Genomic DNA, 20,623 nt, shown 5'->3' with positions numbered 1-20,623 from the left:
GGTGACCCTAGCAAGTTACTTGCTTAGTTATCTAAGTCGGTTTTGTTGCGAATGTTGTGCTCACGTAATTTATTGGCAATTGCCGTGTGAGACAAACCTAACTTCTTCGCTAATAAGCGTGAGCTAGGGTGTTGAGGATAGTGGTAGCTGAGCAATAAGTGTTCAAACTCTCCCATCGCCGAGTGGTAGTCTTGCTGCAATAAGCTCTCGATACTAACGTTATCCACCACTTTTTCATGGTGATACTTAATGTCGCTCACTTGCCACTTTTTCATACTGCCAATATCTAACGAGTCCTGCAGTACTTGGTAAAGCTGAGGAATATTGCCAGGCCAACTTAATGAGCTTAAGTAGCGTTTTACTTCTCTGCCCATAGGCGGCGGCACTTCTTGATGCTTGGCGTATTGGAAATCTAACCAAGACTGCGCCAAAGGCACAATGTCTTCTTTACGTTGACGAAGCGGCGGAACATTGATGCTATTTTTAATCAAAGAATAGTAGCAGTCTCCGCCCCACAAGGCTGCCAACTGCTCAGGCGTATATCGGCTAGAAAACAACAGGTGTTTAATGCCTAGTTGAGGGGCACTTAACGAGCTAACAGCATCTTCTACTTCACTGCTTTTGAGCTTTTCAATGTTACTTAGTAATACCGTATTAGGTTGCTCGGCGGCAATTTCAGCCAGTTGTTCAGACAAGCTATATTCTTGACTATGGCAACTCACCACATGAAAGCGCTCATCGCTGCCCATGGATAGTTCGTTTAATAAGCGGGCTAAAAAGCGCTTACCCACACCTGCTTCACCAAACAACAAGCTAGGCATAGGGTGTTCAACCAAACGTTTTAAGCTATTTAGCACGTTGCTGGTTTCATCGCTAGTGGCCACTAAACGGCCTTCGCTAATGCCAAGCTCAATCTGTGATAAATCGAAACTAGACTCTAACCAATGCGCTGATTTAAACAGCATAATTGCGCCAGGTAAGTGCGAAAACAGGGCGGTTTCTGAAAGAGGAATAATGTCGGCCATATATACTCGGCCGCTAAGTTGAATTTCTGCGAGCTCACGTTTACCCGAGCCACTGCCAAACCAACGCTGCACACTAAAGCCACGTAAAAACTTACTTATATCGCTGTTGGTTAGCGGGTGCGGTGTGTCACCACAGGATTGTTCAAAGGCCTGATTAAACTGGCGAATCTCGCCTGATTTATCAATAAGCACCACCGGATAAGGCACGTTATCCAGCAAAATTTGAACTTCTTTGTGCTCAACTTCTGAGGGCAATGCTGAGACGATACGCGCATCAGACACACCATTTAGGCATCGAAACTCGCTAAGCAGTTGCTGTGTAAGAGGAAGCTCTAATTCGGTAAGATGAAGAAACAAGTGCCCAGTGTCGACACTCTGCATGGCCTGTAGCGCTAAACCATGTTTGACTAAAACGCCGAGAACCGCGCTAAAAACTTCGGTGTTTTGTTGGCAGTTTAACTCTATGCGCATGTTGTTGCCGCTTGCTCTTTTAGTGATGTAGACAGCAGCTGAAGGGCCTGCAAAAACTCACAGCAACACCACATACCGCCTTCTCCAACAATCCATACTAAACGCAAAAAGCACTCCTATTTCCCTATCAAGCCAGTGGTTTAGACTGCCCAATTATGTATATACTTCTTTAGTCTAACCAAAAAAGTAAGCTTAACCCAAGCGTCATTTAAGATTCACTTGAGTTAATTTGAACTAGGTATTTGCAAATTGCGCTGAATTAAAGGTTTTTGAACTGGCTGTGAAGCTCAAAATCACGGGCTGTCACCACTTTTTCTACTTTGCGCAAACGCTGTTCAAAATCATCAAATTGATGTTCCAACTCGCCCACCGCTTGGCTAGGTGTTTCGCCGCGTTGCCATACTTTTGACTTAATGGTTACCCCGTCGTCTCCCTTTAAGTTGCTAGGCCGCTTGTCCATAAATAACCAAGCCGCTCCATAAATGATAAAAAATAGACCTAGGTTGGTAATTGCTAAGGTCACAGCAATGATGCGAATTAACCAGGTTTCAGCGCCAAGGCTGTGAGCTAAGCCGGCGCATACCCCAGCAATTTTGCCTTTTTGTGGATCGCGATACAGTGGTTTATCAAACATTAGCGCTCCCTCCAATGCGGCACGCTTTCATCTAAAATGCTCTCTAGTGCCTGAATTCGGGTCGACATATCTTTTGCGCGAGTAGCCAAAGCGTTTAGCTGCTCGCGCTCTTGTTCACTAATCCCATGTTCCACTTGGCGCTTACTTTTATAATGTAAAATAAGCCAAAGCGGGGCCACTATGGCCATAAACAAAATTAACGGCGTCACCAATACGGTCAACATACATTCTCCTATTTTTGTTCTAACTTGGCTTTAAGTTTGTCTAACTCTTCGGCAATTTCAGCGTCGGCACTTAGCTCGGCAAACTGCTTGTTGAGGTCTGGGTTGTTATCGCTTTCTTTACCAAACACTTCAGCGCGTGCCTCTAGTTGATCGATTTTAGCTTGAAACTGTTCAAATTTTTCACGGGTTTTTAGAGCGCGTTCATTGTCTAATTGTTGTCTTACAGCATGACGGTTTTTAGCTGTTGTCTGACGCGCCAATAAACCGGCTTGGCGATTTCTTGATTCGCTTAATTTGAGCTCTAGCTGCTCAATCTCTTGCTGCAACTGCAACAAGCTATCATCCACTAAGCCTAGCTCTTTTTGCTGTTGCTTAATTGATTCTTGAATGTGCTTTTTTTCTACTAAGGCTAAGCGCGCTAGATCTTCCCGCTCGCGACTTAAGGCAAGCTCAGCTTTAGCTTGCCAATCACTGGCCTGCTCTTCTAAGTGTTCAATTTTACGGATCAGCTGCTTTTTATCGGCCAGTACTTTTGCAGTGCTAGCGCGAACTTCCACCAAGGTGTCTTCCATTTCTTGAATGATAAGACGTAGCATCTTTTGTGGATCTTCGGCTTTATCTAACATAGTGCTGATGTTGGAATTAATAATATCTGTTAAACGGCTAAACATTCCCATGGTGCACTCCTAATAAGGTCGAAAGGGATCAATCTATGTTTTCGAGATAATTGATTACAAGTCGTGTGCCAAGTTGTCAATACACTGATATTTATAACTTTTATATAAAAATGACAACACCACACACTGGCTATATAGTTATACTGACCAACTTTTAGTCAAAGAGACCACAATGGATTCCCCAAGCCTATTAGGTAACGCCCCAAGTTTTTTGGAAGTACTAGACAAAGTATCACTGTTGGCCCCGCTAAACCGACCGGTACTGGTTATTGGTGAACGCGGTACCGGTAAAGAGCTGATAGCCGAGCGCTTGCATTTTTTGTCGGAGCGCTGGGATAAACATTACCTCAGCTTAAATTGTGCGAGTTTAAACCCTAACCTGATTGAGTCGGAGCTTTTTGGCCACCAGGTAGGAGCATATACAGGCGCCTCGCAACAACGAATTGGGCGATTTGAGCAAGCCGATAAAGGCACCTTGTTTTTGGATGAACTCGCCAACATGCCAAATGAAGTGCAAGAGAAGCTATTACGCACCATTGAATACAACAAAATTGAGCGGCTAGGCAGCAACAAGTCGATTGAAGTAGACGTAAGACTCGTGTGCGCCACCAACCAAGACTTACCTGAACTAGTGGAACAAGGAGAATTTAGGGCTGACTTGCTAGACAGATTATCCTTTGCGGTGATCACCCTGCCGCCCTTACGCCACCGCGTTGAAGACATTCAACTCTTGGCGGAGCATTTTGCTCACAAAATGGCGAGAGAGTTAAATTTCTCCCATGTTCCCAGTTTTAGCAAAACCGTGTTAACTCAACTAAATGAATATTCGTGGCCGGGCAATATTCGAGAGCTCAAAAACGTAGTGGAACGTGCGGTAGTAGAAAGCAGCGATAATCAAGGGATGGTGGATGCCATTAACCTAGATCCTTTTGCTTCTCCGTGGCGGCCACTAAAACCAACTCATAACAGTCAGCAAGAGAGCCTTGAACAAGGTGGCTTTAATCAACAAGTGGCTAACTTTGAGAAGCAATTGATTACTAAGACCTTAGCTAACAATCATTACAAGCAAACCGCCAGCGCTAAAGCCCTGCAGATCAGCTACCATCAACTAAGGGGTTTGATCAAAAAACATCACATTAATACTCAAGGCTAAGCCTTTCATTAGTTGAGATAAGCAGATGGTTAATGGTAAATTATCAAGCAGTTATCAGGATATCAGCTTCCCATGAATGCATTCTCAATTGGCACAGTGATGTGTCTGGCTTTTTTGCTACTTGGCTGCGACCAGCAAAAAGACGTAAAAAAGCTTGGTTTAGTCTATTGTACCGAAACTGCGCCACTTACTTTTAATCCGCAACTTGAAAGCTCAATTAATGCAATTGCGGTGACATCGCGGCATCTTTACGACCGTTTGGTTGAAGTTGATCCTATTACTCAGCAATTGATTGGCGGCGTAGCGAATAACTGGCAGGTGAGTGAAGACGGTTTACGTTATCGTTTCGACTTACGCCAAGGTATTCATTTTCATAAAACCGATTACTTTAGCCCATCGCGTAATCTAAATGCCGATGATGTAATGTTGAGTTTCGAACGCATTTTAGACACTGAACATCCGCTATACATTTTGGCCAACGGCGATTATCCCTTTTTCAATAATATTGGCTTTGGCAGCAATATTCGTAAGCTCACCAAGCTCTCAGAAAGTGCTGTTGAGTTTGAGTTAAAACGACCCGATGCGGCATTTTTAGCTAATCTTGCCAGCGATTACGCGGTGATTTTGTCAGCCGAGTATGCCGACAAACTCAGTCAAGCAAACCAACTAGGACAATTTGACCAGTTACCGATTGGCAGCGGGCCGTTTTATTACGTTAACCAGCGTAAAGATCACTTTATTCGATACTACCGCCATTGGTTACACTGGCGCGGTGCCCCACCGATGCAACAGTTGGTATTTGATATAACTCCAACCTCGTCTATTCGCTTAGCCAAGTTGCTCACTGGTCAATGCGATATTATGGCGCAGCCGGCTGCTAATCAGCTAGAAGTGCTCAAAGCGCGCGAAGAACTATTAGTATCGGTACAGGCTGGGCTAAATGTTTCTTATTTGGCATTTAATACCCAAAAGCCTCCTTTTGCCGACGTGCGAATTCGCCGCAATGTAGCCGGATTAGTAAACAAACAACGCATCGTTGATTCAGTGTATTTGTCGACAGCCGACATAGCAGCGGGTGTGCTCTCGCCTTCATCTTGGGCTTACCGCCATCAATCTCGCTCGCCAGAACAAGATCACCTCGTTTATCCTTATGTCGAAAAGGCCAAACAAGATCCCATTGAGTTATGGGTGTTGAACGAAGCCAAAAGCTACAATCCTCAACCACGTAAAACTGCCGAGTTAATTCGCAACGACTTGGTCAATGATGGTTACCAAGTGAATGTACGTCTACTTGACTGGGAAGTTTTGCGTCGCTACCTAAGAGCCCCAGAAGTAAACTACGATTTATTATTGGTAGGTTGGTCTACCGATAACAGTGACCCCGATGACTTCTTTAGGCAGCAGTTTTCTTGTGATGCGGTAGAACAAGGGTATAACTTTAGCCGCTGGTGTAATGGCCACTTTGAACAGTTACTCAACGCCGCAACCGCTTCTCCTCGCCTTGCTGACCGAGTAAGAAACTATTACAAAATTCAGAAACTCATTGAGCAAGATGTGCCAGTATTGCCTTTAACACACGCATTAAAAATGTATTCCTACAACGATAGCGTTCACGGCATTACTTGGAATCCATTTGGAGGCGTTTCGTTCAACAACGCCTATAGGAAGTAAGCCATGCTCCGATATTTTATTCGACGCATAAACCTATTGGTGATTACCTTTTTAATCATCAACTTGATTGCTTTCGTTTTTCAGCAAAATCAAAACCTGTTTGTTGAAACCGATGATTTTTGGTTTAAACAATATGCCTTATTTGTTGTACAGAATATTAACGGTGACTTGGGTGTATCCAGCATTAGTGGCAAGCCCGTGTTTGATGAGCTGGTGAGCTTTCTCCCCGCTACCTTAGAGCTTTGTTTTTCTGCTTTTCTACTGTCGTTTATTATAGGAATTCCACTAGGTGCTTTGGCTGGAATTTACCATCAACACTGGATTAGAAACCTGATTCTTAGTGTTACGATGGTGGGTTACAGCATCCCTGTATTTTGGTTAGCGCTACTATTGGTGATGAACTCTTCGCTACTGCTAGGCTGGTTTCCAGTATCGGGGCGCTATGACTTGCTATTAGAGATTCCCCAAGTAACTGGCTTTGGCATTATTGACGTGATGTGGTTAGAGCCTCAAGCTCGTTGGCCGGCGCTCATGAGTATATTAAGCCACTTAGCCCTACCTACCTTGGTACTGGCTGTAGTACCCACCACCGAAGTGATCCGTCAACTATCCAATTCCATGGCCAAGGTGATGAGTGAAAACTACATTAAGGCAGCGGCTACAAAAGGCTTGTCTAAGTGGCAAATAGTTACTCGACATGCCTTGCATAACGCCCTGCCCCCTATTCTTCCCAGCTTAGGTTTACAATTTGGCAATGTATTAACCATGGCCATGGTGCTAGAAGTGGTATTTGCCTGGCCAGGCATTGGCCGTTGGTTAATTTCAAGTATCTATCAGCAAGATTACATCGCCATTCAAGGCGGTATGCTAGCGGTAGCGACTTTAGTAATTATTACCTTTGTTTTAACCGATTTATTTACTGCGCTTATTCACCCACTGCGTCGAAGAGAAGTTTATGCTCAGCACTAATGTATTTTCTGAAACGACCATTTCCAGTGCCTTACAGCAGGTACTGATTCGTTTTAGAGACAATTCTGTCGCGATGATTGGGTTTTGGGTGCTACTCGGTTTTTTAGTGTTAGCCTTATTTGGCCCACTGATTGCGCCTTACCCACTGGATTTTCAAGGTGACAACCTATTACAGCCTCCGTCTTGGAATCAGCAGGGGCATGTCGATAACTTTTTAGGTACAGATGATTTAGGTAGAGATCTACTTAGCCGTTTAATCTACGGGTGCCAATTAACCTTTGGTGGCGGCTTTATAGTGGTAACCCTTGCCGCTTTAATTGGCATTCCCATTGGCATTCTTTCCGGCATGAGCCGTGGGATTAAATCCAGCGTTCTCCACCACGTGATGGATACAGCCTTATCAATCCCCTCATTGTTAATTGCCATTATGGTGGTGTCTTTTCTCGGGACTGGTTTAGAAAATACTCTGATTGCGATTGCACTAGCACAAATCCCGCAGTTTATTCGTTTTACCTACATTGCTGTTTCAAGTGAAATTCAAAAAGAATACATTACGGCGATTCGCCTAGATGGCGCCACTAACTACCGTATTCTAAAAAACGGCGTGCTCCCCAATATCGCTGACTCAATTGTGTTTCAAATTAGTCGTAGTTTTTCTTCATCACTTATCGACATCACCGCTTTAGGCTTTATTGGCATCGGCGCACAGGCGCCGTTACCAGAATGGGGCGCGATGTTAGGTGGAAGTAAAGATTTACTCTTCTCTGCACCTTGGACAGTAACTCTACCGGGCTTTGTTATCATGACCAGTATTCTTAGTGTGAACATGGTAGGCGAAGGTTTACGCCAAGCGATGATTCAAGGAGTCGACTAATGGCTTTATTAGACATTCGCAATCTAACCATTGAAATCAATACGCCAGCCGGCATAGTTAAAGCGGTCGACCGCGTGAGCCTTACCATGGCAGAAGGCGAAATAAAGGCCTTGGTAGGTGAATCAGGCTCAGGTAAAAGCCTGATTGCCAAAGCATTACTAGGAGTGACTAAACCCAGCTGGACGATTAAAGCTGATCGCATGCGTTTGGGTGACGTTGATCTAATGTCACTAACTACCCGTCAGCGACGCAAAGTACTTGGTCATGAAATTGCCATGATATTTCAAGAACCTAGCTCATGTTTAGATCCCTCTGAAGAAGTGGGCAAACAGATCGAAGAGGCTATTCCCTGCCACAATATTAAAGGCGGATTTTGGCGACGCTTTCAATGGCGAAAGAAACAAGCACAAGCCTTACTGCATAAAGTGGGCGTAAAAGACCACCATAAGGTGATGCGTAGCTACCCCTATGAGTTATCGGATGGGCTTTGCCAAAAAGTTATGATTGCGATGGCGATTGCTGGACAACCCAAGCTGTTAGTAGCCGATGAACCTACCACCGCCATGGAAGTGACGACGGCCAGCCAGATACTGCGTTTATTGCACAAACTGAATAAACTTAATAACACTGCCATTTTGTTGATTAGCCATGATTTAAACACGCTGTCTGATTTAGCAGATACCATTAGCGTAATATATTGCGGCCAAATGGTAGAAGTGGGTCGCTCTGAGCAAGTGGTTGGAAGTTCTAGGCACCCTTATACTTCAGCATTGCTGAGCTCAGCACCGCAATTTAATAAGCCCTTCGAGCGTAAGGCTCTTTTACCCGGCCTACCCGGCTCAATTCCAGCTTTACAGCACTTACCCATAGGCTGTCGGCTTGGCCCACGCTGCCCCAAAGCGCAACGAAAATGCGTTACTCAGCCCAAACTAAAAAAAGTGAAAGGTCATCAATATGCTTGCCACTATCCTTTAAACCTAGAGCAAAAAGCGGGCAACAATGGCTAATTTACTGCACGTAAGAAATTTATCTCAACACGTATATGTTCACAAAGGCTGGTTGAGCAGACAACGTTTTGCCGCCATCGATGATATAAGTTTCGAACTTAACATGGGTGAAAGCTTAGCCATAATTGGTGAGTCAGGTTCAGGTAAATCTAGTTTAGCCAAAGTACTAGCGGGTATTAACAAGCCGAGTAACGGCGACATATTTGTTAATGGCGAAGCTTTAAAGTTTGGTGATTACACCCGCAGATGCCGTTTAATTAGGATGATTTTTCAAGACCCCAATAGCTCGCTCAACCCGCGCTCCAACATCGGTCGAATTTTATCTGCGCCACTCATTCTAAATACCGCACTTTCGCTGCAAGAGCAGCAGCAAAAAGTAATTGCTACATTAAAATTGGTAGGTTTATTAGAAGAGCACGCCGAGTTCTTCCCTAGCATGTTATCAAGTGGTCAGAAACAGCGTATCGCCGTTGCCAGAGCGCTAATTTTGAGCCCCAAAATCATCGTTATTGATGAAAGTATTGCCGCCCTTGATGTCTCGGTTAGAGCTCAAATCATTAACCTATTGCTAGAGCTACAGCAACGCTTTGCTATTAGCTATATCTTTGTATCCAATGATTTGGGTTTGGTTAGGCACTTCTCAGATAAAGTACTAGTGATGCAGCAAGGCAAAGCGGTAGAATTTAAAAATACCGAAGCATTTTTTACTCAGCCCGAGCACGAGCTAAGCCAACGACTGATTAACGCCTACCAAAATGCCTTTCGCAAATAGCAGAAGCGCTTAAGAATTACCGCGATAAAGAATGCTTTCTTGGGCACCCACTACCTGCGACATAGACAATGAAGCGTTAACTTCGCGTTCTATCATATCCATTAAGGGTTTCAAGGTGATGGGGAGGTCACTACGAATCTTCTCAGCAGTAATGTAATAAGGGGCGCGTTGTCCGTGATACTCAACAACAGGGCCAATTTGCTGAAACTTAATTCCCAAGAGCGCTGTGCTGCGTGCTAAACGTGGCTCCATCATCACATAAGCATGCTTGATATTATGCCGTTCCACCAACACTGTAGCCGCTAGATACATGCTGGCAGTTATAAAGGGAAAGCAGCGCAGCTCCTCTTCATAGAGCTCATTAATATTGATACCACCGACCGCAGAGTCTTTAAATTTATCCGCTTTACGTCGTCGGAATGTGGCTCTAAGGGCTAATCGAGAAATTTCACAAACATCTTCACGAGCAAAGTTTTGCGGGTGCAACTCTTCATCAGTGATGGCCCCTTCGCAATACTTTTCTAAGGGTAGTAATTGCTCACCAGAAGGAGCCACCACCCTAACGGTGCTTGCATAGGTATTAGAGGATTTATGTCGTACCAGGCAATAATCAGAATAATCATCGAACTCGTCACGTTCTACTCTTTGCGGATTAACCGGCTCAAAACCTAACTCTTCACAATAAACATCGTGACGAAGCCGGTAAACACTATCTACATCCTCATCGTTTAAAGCCACCATGGGTTGAAAATAGGTCTCATAATGCTTAGCAATTTCTGCGGCTTTCTTTTTAGCGGCATGCTGAGTGGTTTTACTGGTGGGTAAACCAACCACCTTCCCTTTGATGCTGGTCGGCAATATTTTACTTTTCAAAAGCTTAACCCTTATTCCCTTAAGTGTTTTGAGTTATATGTTTTTATCGCGTTATGTTATTGATACTACCTAAATAAGATAATGTATAGTTCTTTTGATAATAAATTTATATCACTACAACTATAGCCGCTAAGCGAGTTAACTAAACAAGATAAATTTAGCCGCTTCTAACTGCTCTGATCAGCTAGGCTAAATGCAACTTTAGCGGTAAACATGCTAGAATCACTGCATTTTTTAGCGCTATAACAATCATGTATTCAGCGCCTTATTATCGGACACCTTAAAGGAATTAGTATGATCATCAAACCCAAGATCCGAGGCTTTATCTGTACTACCACTCACCCAGTAGGCTGTGCGGCTAATGTACAAGAGCAAATCGATTTCACCAAACAGCAAGGCAAAGTAAGTAATGGCCCTAAGCGAGTATTGGTGGTTGGTTCTTCAAGCGGATATGGTTTGTCATCGCGCATTGCAGCAGCTTTTGGTAGTGATGCGGCAACCATTGGCGTATTTTTCGAAAAGCCTGCCACTGAAAAGAAACCTGGTACCGCGGGTTGGTACAATGCTGCTGCATTTGACCAAAAAGCCCATGAGGCTGGCCTTTACGCTAAAAGCATCAACGGTGATGCCTTCTCGCACCAAGCTAAACAAGCTGCTGTTGATTTAATTAAAGAAGATCTTGGACAAATCGACCTCGTGGTTTATTCACTAGCTTCTCCTGTTCGCAAACTACCAGATAGCGGAGAGCTGATTCGCTCTAGCTTAAAACCTATCGGTGAAACTTATACAGCAACAGCAGTAGATACCAATAAAGATACCATTATCGAAGCGAGTGTAGAGCCTGCGACTGAGCAAGAAATCGCTGATACCGTAACAGTAATGGGTGGCGAAGACTGGGAACTTTGGATTAAAGCCTTAGATGAAGCTGGCGTGCTAGCAGAAGGCTGTAAAACCGTTGCCTACAGTTACATCGGTACCGCGCTAACTTGGCCAATTTATTGGGACGGTGCTTTAGGCAAAGCGAAAATGGACCTAGACCGCGCTGCAACAGCACTGAATGAAAAACTAAGCAGTAAACAAGGCTCAGCTAATGTGGCTGTACTTAAAAGTGTTGTGACTCAAGCTAGCTCAGCGATTCCGGTGATGCCTTTGTATATCTCAATGGTTTTCAAAATCATGAAAGAGCAAGGTTTGCATGAAGGCTGTATGGAACAAATCTATCGCCTATTTAACGAACGTCTTTACCTAGAAGGCGAAACAGCACCGGTAGATGAGCACAATCGCTTACGTTTAGACGATTGGGAATTACGTGAAGATATTCAACAAGCATGTGTTGATTTATGGCCACAAATTACCACTGAGAACCTTAAAGAACACACCGACTACGAATATTATAAAGAAGAGTTTTTGAAGCTATTTGGCTTTGGTGTAAGCGGTGTTGATTACGAAGAAGATGTGGCAACAGCAGTGCCATTTGAGGTAGTAACTTTAGATTAATTTCTAATTTTAAAAGCTATCAAAAGCCCTTAACAGCTTCTGTTAAGGGCTTTTTTAATTGACTCTTTTGTAACGAATACGCCCTGCTCTTGGTAAGTAAGCATCCAATGTTTGACCATCTTTTGAAATACGGTATTCAATCACTTTATCTGCTGAAGTCACCACTACCCGATTACCGTTTATTTTGTATTGGGTGGCTACCCTACTGCCTGATTTAACTTGGCCATCTTCTGAAAACACTAGGCGCTCTTTCTTGCCATAAAAGTCATGTTCAGCTTCCCAGGTGCCTACAATAGGATTAACTTTGTGCTCTCGCTCTAAGCCAACTAACTCCGGATAAGCGAAGTAAACAAAAGACATTACGCCCAAGGCAATACCAAGAAGTGCCACTAGCAGCACAATGGATTTCTTCACGTTGTTCTCCAAAAACTAAAAAAGGACGTAAAACGTCCTTTTTTCAGTATCTTACGTAAGCACTAAGCTTACAACAAGTTTTGGATTTCTGCTTTGCTTTTTAAGACATCAATCAATACTTGATAACTTGCTTCAGTTTTAACATTGCTAAGTTGTTGTAACCATTGGTTAGTTTCACTTGCATCAACAGATTCTGCTTCGTTCACTGCTGTTAACTGAATAACTAGCTGATCACCGTTCATGGTAGTAATACGGCTAGCTACTTTTTGCTCAGAGGGTTTTGCCATCATAAACAAATGACGTACTACTTGAGGCTCAAAGTCTTGGCTGTCTCGAGCTACTTTAAACTTAGAATCAAGTTTTAACTCTTGCTCGTACAACAGAGCGTCTAGGCCTTCACCACTCTCTAGCGCTGCGATTAAACTATCAGCGTAATCTTGCGCAGCCTTAGTTGAACGCGACTGAGTAAGCGCAGTGTTAATTTGTGCTTTAACCTCTTCATAAGGTTTCACTTCTGAAGCTTGGTGAGCCATAACACGAACAACAATTGAGCTGTTATCTGACAGCTGAATAGCATCGCTATTTAGGCCTTCAGCAATGAAGTCTAAGTTAAATAGTTGATTAACAACTTGTGGCTCGCCTAAGGCGCCATTTGCACCAGCACGCGTTAAGCCTTTAATTGTTTCAACTTCTAAGCCTGTTTCGCTAGCTACGTCTACTAATGAGTCAGGGATCTCAAAAGATACTTCTGCAAGACGTTGGGCTTGCTCGTAGAACGCATCTTGTGCTTGTTCTTGTTGCAAGCGCTGACTAATTTGTTCTTTCACTTCGTCTAAAGGTTTAGCTTGTGAAGTTTGCACGTCTAACAACTTGATAAGATGGAAACCAAATTCGGTTTTAACAATCTCACTAACGTCGCCTTTGTTAACCAGTGCGAAAGACGCAGTATCAAACTCTGGCGCCATTACGCCACTTTCAAACCAGTCCAACTCACCACCTTCTTGACCGCTGAAAGTATCTTCTGATTCTGCAGCAGCTAACGTAGCGAAGTCTTCACCTTGATTGATTTTAGCTAATAGCTCTTCAGCTTTAGCTTCATCAGCAAGCAAGATATGCGCAACTTTACGCTTCTCTGGTTGAGAGTATGTTAACTGATTAGCATCGTAAAACTGCTGAATGTCTTCATCGCTAACTTCTATGCTTGCAGCAATTTTTTCTGCATCAACAACGATGTACTCTACATCTACCGACTCTTCGGTACGGAAAGTGTTTTTACGTTCTTCGTAGTAAGCCAGTAAATCTTCTTCGCTTGGCGCTTCTTGGTTAGCAAACTGAGCAACAGGAACCGTAACGTAGCGTACGTCGCGAGTTTGTTGATTTAGCTTAACCAATAATTCTGCTTCACTAGGTAAAGCGAACTCGCTGCCTAACAAAGCTTGCTGCAATTGACGACGGGTTAAGTCGTTGCGAATCATATCGCGAAATTGAGCAGGTTGTAGGTTAGCGCGGTAAAGAACAGCTAAGTAACGCTCGTTATCAAAACGACCATCTACTTGAAATTCTTGCATGCCTAAAATCTGTGATTTAACTTGCGCGTCACTCACTCGCAAACCGTAGTTCTCTGCAGCTTGGTCAAGCAAGCGCTCACCAATCATTCGGTCTAATACGTTGCTTCTAAACTGAGCCATATAACCTGGGTCAGCGGCTAGTTGATTAAACGCTGCACCAAACTGGCTTTCTAAGCGGGCACGCTCATTTTGATATGCTTGATCAAATTCTGCACGGCTAATGGACTCACCATTAACTTCGGCGGCTAATTGCTCACTAGGGCTTGCGATGTAGCTACCTACACCCGCCAGAGCGAAAGATAAAATGACCAAACCTAGGATGATTTTGGCTACCGGACCTTGGCTTCCTTCACGGAGCTTTTCCAACATGCTTAATTACTCTTTACCACATTAAATAATGAAAAAGCGCATCGAATGGATGCGCCTTTGACAGATCGCAATTGCGTCTGACAGTTAGTTTACAGCGTCTTTTAACGCTTTACCTGCTTTAAACGATGGTACGTTAGCAGCGGCAATTTGAATCTCTGCACCAGTCTGAGGGTTACGACCGGTACGGGCTGAACGTTCTTTAACTTGGAAGGTACCAAAACCTACCAAAGCAACGTTGTCGCCTTCTTTAAGTGTGTCTGAAATCGCGTCAATGAAAGAATCCAGCGCACGACCTGCAGCGGCCTTAGAAATGTCAGCGCCTTCAGCGATTTTGTCTACGAGTTGAGCTTTATTCACAATTGGTTCCCCTTGTTGTTATTCCTTTTCTTCTCACCGCAGGGAAGCTTCCCTAAAAATCGCGGCTCAGAATGAGGTTCGTCAGTCTACATCTAGTTAAAATATACCATCAATATTGTTATCAACGGCTTCCTTGCCAGCCTTAGGCTATAGCCCTTGAACAAGGCTGGCAAGTACTATTTCACGATTGAATATCGTTTATTTGCATTGACTCAAGCTTTTACTTCAAAGCCTTCAGGATTTTGCTCTAAAGCCGCTTCCAGAACCTGTTCAATCCAGCGAACTGGGATGATTTTCAGGTCGCCAATAACATTTTCTGGTATCTCTTCTAAATCACGTTCATTTTCTTGTGGAATAAGAACGGTTTTAATTCCACCGCGGTGAGCAGCCAATAGCTTTTCTTTCAAGCCGCCAATCGGCAAAACTTCGCCACGTAAGGTAATTTCACCGGTCATTGCCACTTCGGCTTTAACTGGGTTACCGGTTAGGCTAGAGACTAAAGCGGTGCACATCGCAATACCGGCGCTTGGACCATCTTTTGGTGTTGCACCTTCTGGCACGTGTACGTGAATATCGCGTTTTTCATAGAAATCGCTGTTAATACGCCACTTGTCAGCGCGGGCTCTTACCACTGTCATCGCGGCTTGAATCGACTCTTGCATTACGTCGCCAAGAGAACCGGTATAGCTAAGTTTGCCTTTACCAGGTACCGATGCAGTTTCAATCGTTAATAAGTCGCCGCCAACTTCGGTCCAAGCAAGGCCTGTTACCATACCTACTCGGTTGTTTTCATCGGCTTTACCATAATCACAACGCTGCACTCCAAGGTACTCACTAAGATTATCTTGGCGTATTTCTACTTTCTTAGTGTCTTTATTAAGCAAAATTTCTTTTACTGCTTTACGACATAACTTAGAGATTTCGCGTTCTAAGCTACGCACACCAGCCTCGCGGGTGTAGTAACGAATGATGCCGATGATTGCGCTGTCTTCTATAACAATCTCATGCTCTTTCAAACCATTACGCTTAATCTGCTTGCTAATTAAATGCTGTTTAGCAATATTCAGTTTTTCATCTTCGGTATAACCCGATAGACGAATCACTTCCATACGGTCAAGCAATGGACCAGGAATATTCATTGAGTTCGAAGTAGCAACAAACATCACATCTGATAAGTCGTAATCAACTTCCAGATAATGATCGTTAAAGCTATTGTTTTGCTCAGGGTCTAACACTTCTAGCAATGCTGAGGCCGGATCGCCACGCATGTCAGAGGCCATCTTGTCTATTTCATCCAGTAAAAACAGTGGGTTTTTCACTGCCACTTTAGACATTTTTTGAATCAGCTTACCTGGCATTGAACCAATATAAGTTCGGCGGTGTCCGCGGATTTCAGCTTCATCACGCACGCCACCCAAGGCCATACGTACATACTTACGCCCGGTTGATTTAGCGATAGATTGACCCAGTGAGGTTTTACCTACACCAGGAGGCCCCACTAAACATAGGATTGGACCTTTGAGTTTGTTAACTCGGCTTTGCACTGCCAAGTATTCCAAAATACGTTCTTTTACTTTTTCTAAACCATAATGATCTTGATTAAGCACCTGCTCGGCTTTCGCTAGGTCTCGCTTCACTTTTGAGCGTTTAACCCAAGGTACACTAAGCATCCAATCAACATAGCCGCGCACTACTGTGGCTTCAGCTGACATTGGCGACATCATTTTAAGCTTGTTAAGTTCAGCCAGCGTTTTCTCTTTTGCCTCTTCAGGCATTTTGGCTTCGTCAATGCGTTGAGAAAGCTGCTCAAACTCGTCTTGGCCGTCTTCTGACTCACCCAGCTCTTTTTGAATAGCCTTCATCTGTTCGTTGAGGTAATACTCACGCTGACTTTTTTCCATTTGCTTTTTCACGCGACCACGGATCTTTTTCTCAACGTGTAGCAAATCGATTTCAGACTCCATCATTGCCATTAGGTATTCAAGACGTTCTGGAATACTGGCAATTTCAAGCACCGACTGTTTGTCTTCTAGCTTGAGCGGCATGTGAGCAGCCATGGTGTCGGCTAAACGTGCAGCGTCATCAATACCCGATACAGAAGTAAGTACTTCTGGTGGGATCTTTTTGTTTAGCTTGATATAGCCTTCAAACTGACTAATGGCAGAGCGCACCATTACTTCTTGCTCTTTTTCATCAGGTTGGGCAGATACTACATATTCTGCGGCGGCTACGTAGTACTCTTCTTCTTGAACGATTTGCTCAAGCTTAGCGCGCTGACTACCTTCAACTAGTACTTTAACGGTACCATCTGGCAGCTTAAGTAATTGAAGAATATTAGCAACGGTACCTACCGTGTATAGGTCATCTACCTGCGGGTCGTCATTGCTTGCGTCCTTTTGAGCCACTAGCAATACTTGCTTATCTTGGCTCATTGCACTTTCTAAGCAACGAATAGATTTTTCACGACCAACAAACAATGGAATAACCATGTGTGGATACACCACCACGTCGCGTAGCGGTAATACGGGAATTTCGAAACGTTCTGAACGCTCTAAGGTCATGTCGTCCTCTTTACCTTAGCTAATAATCTCTATCAGCAATATATTGGGTCAAACTTGATGGTTTCAATTAGTTACGCAGAATAATTCAAAAAAAACTTCTGACTGCTGTTTTTTCATACAAAAATTTAGCGAAGTCGACGCCTCACTGTACCTCTCACTTTGCCCGCCATTCCAATTAAGCTTTGTCTGGTATGGCAATGACATAAAGCAACAGCAAGAGCATCTGCGGCGTCTGCTTGTGGGCTAGCCGACAAGTTTAAAAGCTGGGTAACCATATGTTGAACTTGTGATTTGTCGGCAGCACCGGTTCCTACTACTGCTTGCTTAATTTGCCGTGCCGAGTACTCTGCCACCGGCAAGTCTTGGCTTACTGCCGATACAATAGCCGCCCCCCGCGCTTGACCAAGCTTTAAGGCAGAATCAGCATTCTTAGCCATAAATACCTGTTCTATCGCAAATTCGTCGGGTGAAAACTGGGTAATAATTTCACTCACCCCAGCATGGATTTGCTTCAATCTTAGCGGTAATTCTTTTTCATTAGTGCGAATACAGCCACTGCCTAAGTACTCTATTCGTCCCTGGGCTTGTTTAACTAAACCATAACCGGTGATCCGCGAGCCGGGATCAATGCCTAAAATAATACTCACGGTTGGTTAAAGCAGCGCTGCGACATCATCAGAAATCTCACCATTGTGATAAACCTCTTGAACATCGTCATCATCTTCTAACATATCAATTAACCGCAATAGTTTTGGAGCGGTGCTGGCGTCTAATTCTGCCTGGGTTGAAGCAATCATAGTGACTTCGGAATTAATAGCCACCAGCCCTGTAGCATCTAGCGCATCTTTTACCTGACCAAACTCCAGTGGGTTAGTGTATACATCTACGCTGCCATCATTGTGGCTTAATACATCATCTGCACCTGCTTCCAGTGCAGCCTCCATAATCGCGTCTTCGTCACTTTCGGCGGAATAAGAAATAATGCCCTTTTTCTCGAATAGGTAGGACACACTGCCATCGGTGCCTAAATTGCCGCCACTTTTCGAGAAAGCGTGTCTAACGCTAGACACTGTGCGATTACGGTTATCAGTCATGGTTTCTACTAATACCGCAGTTCCTCCAGGCCCATAACCTTCATAAATCACCGTCTCGAGTTGCTGACCATCAAGTTCTCCCGCTCCGCGTTGAACCGCTCGATTGATAGTATCGCGAGTCATATTGTTCGATAGGGATTTATCTATTGCGGCTCGTAATCGAGGATTTGCATCAGGATCTGAGCCGCCTTCCCTAGCTGCTACCGTTAACTCTCGAATAAACTTGGTAAACACTTTGCCGCGTTTTGCGTCTTGAGCAGCTTTGCGATGCTTGATGTTGGCCCATTTACTATGACCTGCCATCGAATCTCTCCCTCGTTTATAATTAAGTCATGATGATAAACGCTAACAATATGACAAGCCTAGAATTATCTAGCTGAACATGGATCTAACTCGACAAAGCGCTCCACTTTAGTGAAACGATAAGAAATATTAGATGGATCCAGTAGAAGCAAAGCCCATTTTTACGATAAGCACTTAACCATGGAATTTGTAATGTTATTCATTGATATTACATAATTATCAGATAACGATTAGCTTTAAATCTCGCCTTTCTATTGATAATTCTAATAAAAATAACAGACAAGCTAAGACACCCTGTTGGATATTTAAACAATGATAAACAAAAAATCATTTAACTTAACTTATTGAAAAAATTAGCCTATATTTAAAGACATAATCTTTAACACAATAGTTATGAGCTAACCACGGAAGGCTATGATTGTAATTTATTGGCGTAATCTAATTCAGTTTTTAAAGCGAAGAACAATAGCTTTAAAAATTGTTGCGCTATTTTCTTTAGTAAGTTTAAGCATACCCATTCATGCTGAGGTATGGTTGCTCACTCATTCCAACCAGCAGGTCGAGCTTAGTGCTAAACAGATCCGTGCCATATTTTCGCTAAGGCAAAAAAACTGGCCTGATGGCCAAATTATTGAATTGGTTGTAATGGATGACAATAACGACCTGCATAAACAGTTTTGTTTAGACGCACTCAAACTATTTCCCTATCAGCTAACTCGTATTTGGGAACGCCAAATCTACACGGGCACAGCTATTGCTCCAACCATTGTGAACTCTGAACAAGAAATGCTAGACACTATAAAAAATAATCCCAACGCTATTGGATACACCAGCCAAGAGGTGAGCAATGAAGAACTTCATTCTACTGTTGTTGACTAGCTTAAGCGTTGTTTTTTTTCCTGCGCAGGCTAAAGGTAAACTCTCTTGGGGTGGCTTTGTTTCAGCCAGCTATATCGATGTAAACGCTAATAACTATTACGGTTATAACTCGGGCGATAGCGGCCCGGTGCTTGAAGCAGGTCTTCGAGGTTTCTGGTATATCAACCCTAACTGGTCAGTATCAGGCTTAGTAATTGCCCAAGAAAGTGGTGACTGGTTCGAGTCAGGTGTAGAGGTAGATTATTTAAGCCTTAACTACAAGGTCCCTACAAACGAAGACTGGGAACTTGGCTTTAAATTGGGCCGTTTCAAAATATCCAATGGCATTTATGGTGAGACTCGTGACGTGCCCTTTACTCGCCCCAGTATTGTACTACCGCTATCGGTTTACCCGCATATTCTCAAAGAGCAAAGCTTGAGGGCCGACGGTGTAAGACTAGATTTAGACTATTTCACACTAAATGGTCAGCAATACACATTTGCCGCATCTATTGGTAAAGAAGCCTTTGATGAAAGCTTTAGTCGCCGCTTCTTCGGTCAAGAACAAGGTGGCACCTTTGAAAGCGAATGGAATAGTTCACTGCACTTTTCTGCTCGTCCCAACGCCAATTGGTACTTAGGCTTAGAATATCGCCGCTTAAAAATGCACTTAAAAGATTCGATATATGTGACACCACCGGCTAGCTCTGCGAGTTTACCTTTCGATTTTACTATTGATACCGACCAATACATTGCGTCGCTGCAATATGCGCAACAGAGCTACGAATTAACGGGTGAGTTCACCATGCGACGTGGTGGCACTTATGCCGAAGGGAAAACCGATGCCTCTAAACCTTTAGCCCCAATTTTTGATGGCAGCATCGATATGAACGCCTATTACCTGCAAGGTATTTACATTGTGAATCAGCAATGGAATTTGCTAGCTCGTTATGACAACAGTCATTTTATTGATGATGATATTGAAACAAACCTGCGCGACCTTGAAGATTTTACCCTTGGAGCAACTTGGAATTTCCATCGTAACTTTCAATTAAAGCTAGAACACCATTGGTTTGTAGGTACCTCTATGCTTCCTCCAGTTCGAGACCTTAACCCAACTCGAAACAATAATCCTGAGCGATATTGGCGCTTGTTTGCGCTGCAACTAAGTTACCGCTTTTGATATTTCACTCTATGCTTAGTAAGTAAGCAATTAATTAGCCTGTTATTGCCTTATGCTAAATCAATGGAA

General features: G+C 43.6%; 20 protein-coding genes. 9 read left to right on the top strand and 11 right to left on the bottom strand.

Annotated features, from left to right (window positions below):
* Positions 1 to 23 precede the first annotated feature (23 nt).
* The 4 genes from G6R11_RS12950 to pspA all read right to left on the bottom strand — a co-directional run bounded on the left by G6R11_RS12950 (position 24) and on the right by pspA (position 3,031).
* Positions 24 to 1,496, bottom strand: a complete 1,473-nt coding sequence (locus G6R11_RS12950; protein WP_163133498.1) for a TyrR/PhhR family helix-turn-helix DNA-binding protein — start codon at positions 1,494 to 1,496, stop codon at positions 24 to 26.
* 259 nt (positions 1,497 to 1,755) lie between these two features.
* On the bottom strand, positions 1,756 to 2,130 hold the full coding sequence (gene pspC / locus G6R11_RS12945; protein ID WP_163133497.1) for an envelope stress response membrane protein PspC: 375 nt from the start codon (positions 2,128 to 2,130) through the stop codon (positions 1,756 to 1,758).
* Entirely contained in the window at positions 2,130 to 2,354 is a 225-nt protein-coding gene (gene pspB / locus G6R11_RS12940) for an envelope stress response membrane protein PspB (RefSeq protein WP_163133496.1), read from the bottom strand. The genes pspC and pspB overlap by 1 nt, the downstream gene beginning before the upstream one ends.
* Before the next feature lie 8 nt (positions 2,355 to 2,362).
* Positions 2,363 to 3,031: a phage shock protein PspA gene (gene pspA / locus G6R11_RS12935; RefSeq protein ID WP_163133495.1), complete on the bottom strand. Its 669-nt coding sequence runs from the start codon at positions 3,029 to 3,031 to the stop codon at positions 2,363 to 2,365.
* A gap of 172 nt (positions 3,032 to 3,203) precedes the next feature.
* On the opposite strand from pspA, the gene pspF reads away from it, so the two are divergent.
* From pspF to G6R11_RS12905, 6 genes are all read left to right on the top strand, one after another.
* Positions 3,204 to 4,184 (top strand): phage shock protein operon transcriptional activator, encoded by a 981-nt coding sequence (pspF, locus tag G6R11_RS12930; RefSeq protein ID WP_163133494.1) that lies wholly within the window; start codon positions 3,204 to 3,206, stop codon positions 4,182 to 4,184.
* A 72-nt stretch (positions 4,185 to 4,256) separates the two neighbouring features.
* Positions 4,257 to 5,855, top strand: coding sequence for an ABC transporter substrate-binding protein (locus tag G6R11_RS12925; RefSeq protein WP_163133493.1), 1,599 nt, complete (start codon positions 4,257 to 4,259; stop codon positions 5,853 to 5,855).
* A gap of 3 nt (positions 5,856 to 5,858) precedes the next feature.
* Complete coding sequence (locus G6R11_RS12920) at positions 5,859 to 6,824, top strand: ABC transporter permease subunit (protein ID WP_163133492.1); 966 nt, start codon at positions 5,859 to 5,861, stop codon at positions 6,822 to 6,824.
* On the top strand, positions 6,811 to 7,698 hold the full coding sequence (locus G6R11_RS12915) for an ABC transporter permease subunit (protein ID WP_163133491.1): 888 nt from the start codon (positions 6,811 to 6,813) through the stop codon (positions 7,696 to 7,698). The genes G6R11_RS12920 and G6R11_RS12915 overlap by 14 nt, the downstream gene beginning before the upstream one ends.
* Positions 7,698 to 8,705, top strand: a complete 1,008-nt coding sequence (locus G6R11_RS12910; protein WP_163133490.1) for an oligopeptide/dipeptide ABC transporter ATP-binding protein — start codon at positions 7,698 to 7,700, stop codon at positions 8,703 to 8,705. The genes G6R11_RS12915 and G6R11_RS12910 overlap by 1 nt, the downstream gene beginning before the upstream one ends.
* Positions 8,698 to 9,477 (top strand): ATP-binding cassette domain-containing protein, encoded by a 780-nt coding sequence (locus G6R11_RS12905; RefSeq protein ID WP_163133489.1) that lies wholly within the window; start codon positions 8,698 to 8,700, stop codon positions 9,475 to 9,477. The genes G6R11_RS12910 and G6R11_RS12905 overlap by 8 nt, the downstream gene beginning before the upstream one ends.
* A 9-nt stretch (positions 9,478 to 9,486) precedes the next feature.
* Here G6R11_RS12905 and G6R11_RS12900 read toward each other — a convergent pair whose 3' ends face one another.
* Positions 9,487 to 10,350 carry a PEP-CTERM/exosortase system-associated acyltransferase gene (locus G6R11_RS12900; protein ID WP_240352466.1) on the bottom strand — a complete coding sequence of 288 codons (864 nt, stop codon included), beginning with the start codon at positions 10,348 to 10,350 and terminating at the stop codon, positions 9,487 to 9,489.
* Between the two features lie 294 nt (positions 10,351 to 10,644).
* Between G6R11_RS12900 and fabV the strand changes: the two genes are divergently transcribed.
* On the top strand, positions 10,645 to 11,847 hold the full coding sequence (gene fabV / locus G6R11_RS12895; protein WP_163133488.1) for an enoyl-ACP reductase FabV: 1,203 nt from the start codon (positions 10,645 to 10,647) through the stop codon (positions 11,845 to 11,847).
* A 54-nt stretch (positions 11,848 to 11,901) separates the two neighbouring features.
* Here the strand turns inward: fabV and G6R11_RS12890 are convergent, their stop codons facing one another.
* The 6 genes from G6R11_RS12890 to G6R11_RS12865 all read right to left on the bottom strand — a co-directional run bounded on the left by G6R11_RS12890 (position 11,902) and on the right by G6R11_RS12865 (position 18,513).
* Positions 11,902 to 12,261 (bottom strand): DUF2850 domain-containing protein, encoded by a 360-nt coding sequence (locus tag G6R11_RS12890; RefSeq protein ID WP_163133487.1) that lies wholly within the window; start codon positions 12,259 to 12,261, stop codon positions 11,902 to 11,904.
* Between the two features lie 68 nt (positions 12,262 to 12,329).
* Positions 12,330 to 14,198, bottom strand: coding sequence for a peptidylprolyl isomerase (gene ppiD, locus G6R11_RS12885; RefSeq protein WP_163133486.1), 1,869 nt, complete (start codon positions 14,196 to 14,198; stop codon positions 12,330 to 12,332).
* 84 nt (positions 14,199 to 14,282) lie between these two features.
* Positions 14,283 to 14,555, bottom strand: a complete 273-nt coding sequence (gene hupB / locus G6R11_RS12880; RefSeq protein WP_016402624.1) for a nucleoid-associated protein HU-beta — start codon at positions 14,553 to 14,555, stop codon at positions 14,283 to 14,285.
* A gap of 212 nt (positions 14,556 to 14,767) precedes the next feature.
* Positions 14,768 to 17,116 carry an endopeptidase La gene (gene lon / locus G6R11_RS12875; RefSeq protein WP_163133485.1) on the bottom strand — a complete coding sequence of 783 codons (2,349 nt, stop codon included), beginning with the start codon at positions 17,114 to 17,116 and terminating at the stop codon, positions 14,768 to 14,770.
* Positions 17,117 to 17,241: 125 nt separating this feature from the next.
* A complete protein-coding gene (ruvC, locus tag G6R11_RS12870) occupies positions 17,242 to 17,763 on the bottom strand; it encodes a crossover junction endodeoxyribonuclease RuvC (protein WP_163133484.1) in 522 nt (173 codons plus the stop codon).
* 6 nt (positions 17,764 to 17,769) lie between these two features.
* Positions 17,770 to 18,513, bottom strand: a complete 744-nt coding sequence (locus G6R11_RS12865) for a YebC/PmpR family DNA-binding transcriptional regulator (RefSeq protein WP_163133483.1) — start codon at positions 18,511 to 18,513, stop codon at positions 17,770 to 17,772.
* 414 nt (positions 18,514 to 18,927) lie between these two features.
* On the opposite strand from G6R11_RS12865, the gene G6R11_RS12860 reads away from it, so the two are divergent.
* Both G6R11_RS12860 and G6R11_RS12855 read left to right on the top strand, forming a co-directional pair.
* The gene (locus G6R11_RS12860) at positions 18,928 to 19,392 is read left to right on the top strand and encodes a hypothetical protein (protein ID WP_163133482.1); all 465 of its coding nucleotides are present in this window, start codon (positions 18,928 to 18,930) and stop codon (positions 19,390 to 19,392) included.
* Positions 19,361 to 20,554, top strand: a complete 1,194-nt coding sequence (locus G6R11_RS12855) for a hypothetical protein (RefSeq protein ID WP_163133481.1) — start codon at positions 19,361 to 19,363, stop codon at positions 20,552 to 20,554. Before G6R11_RS12860 ends, G6R11_RS12855 begins: the two co-directional genes overlap by 32 nt.
* Positions 20,555 to 20,623: the final 69 nt, after the last annotated feature.

The sequence above is a fragment of the Agarivorans sp. Alg241-V36 genome (assembly GCF_900537085.1).
Lineage (GTDB): Bacteria > Pseudomonadota > Gammaproteobacteria > Enterobacterales > Celerinatantimonadaceae > Agarivorans.
This window is presented reverse-complemented; position numbering and strand designations above follow the sequence as displayed.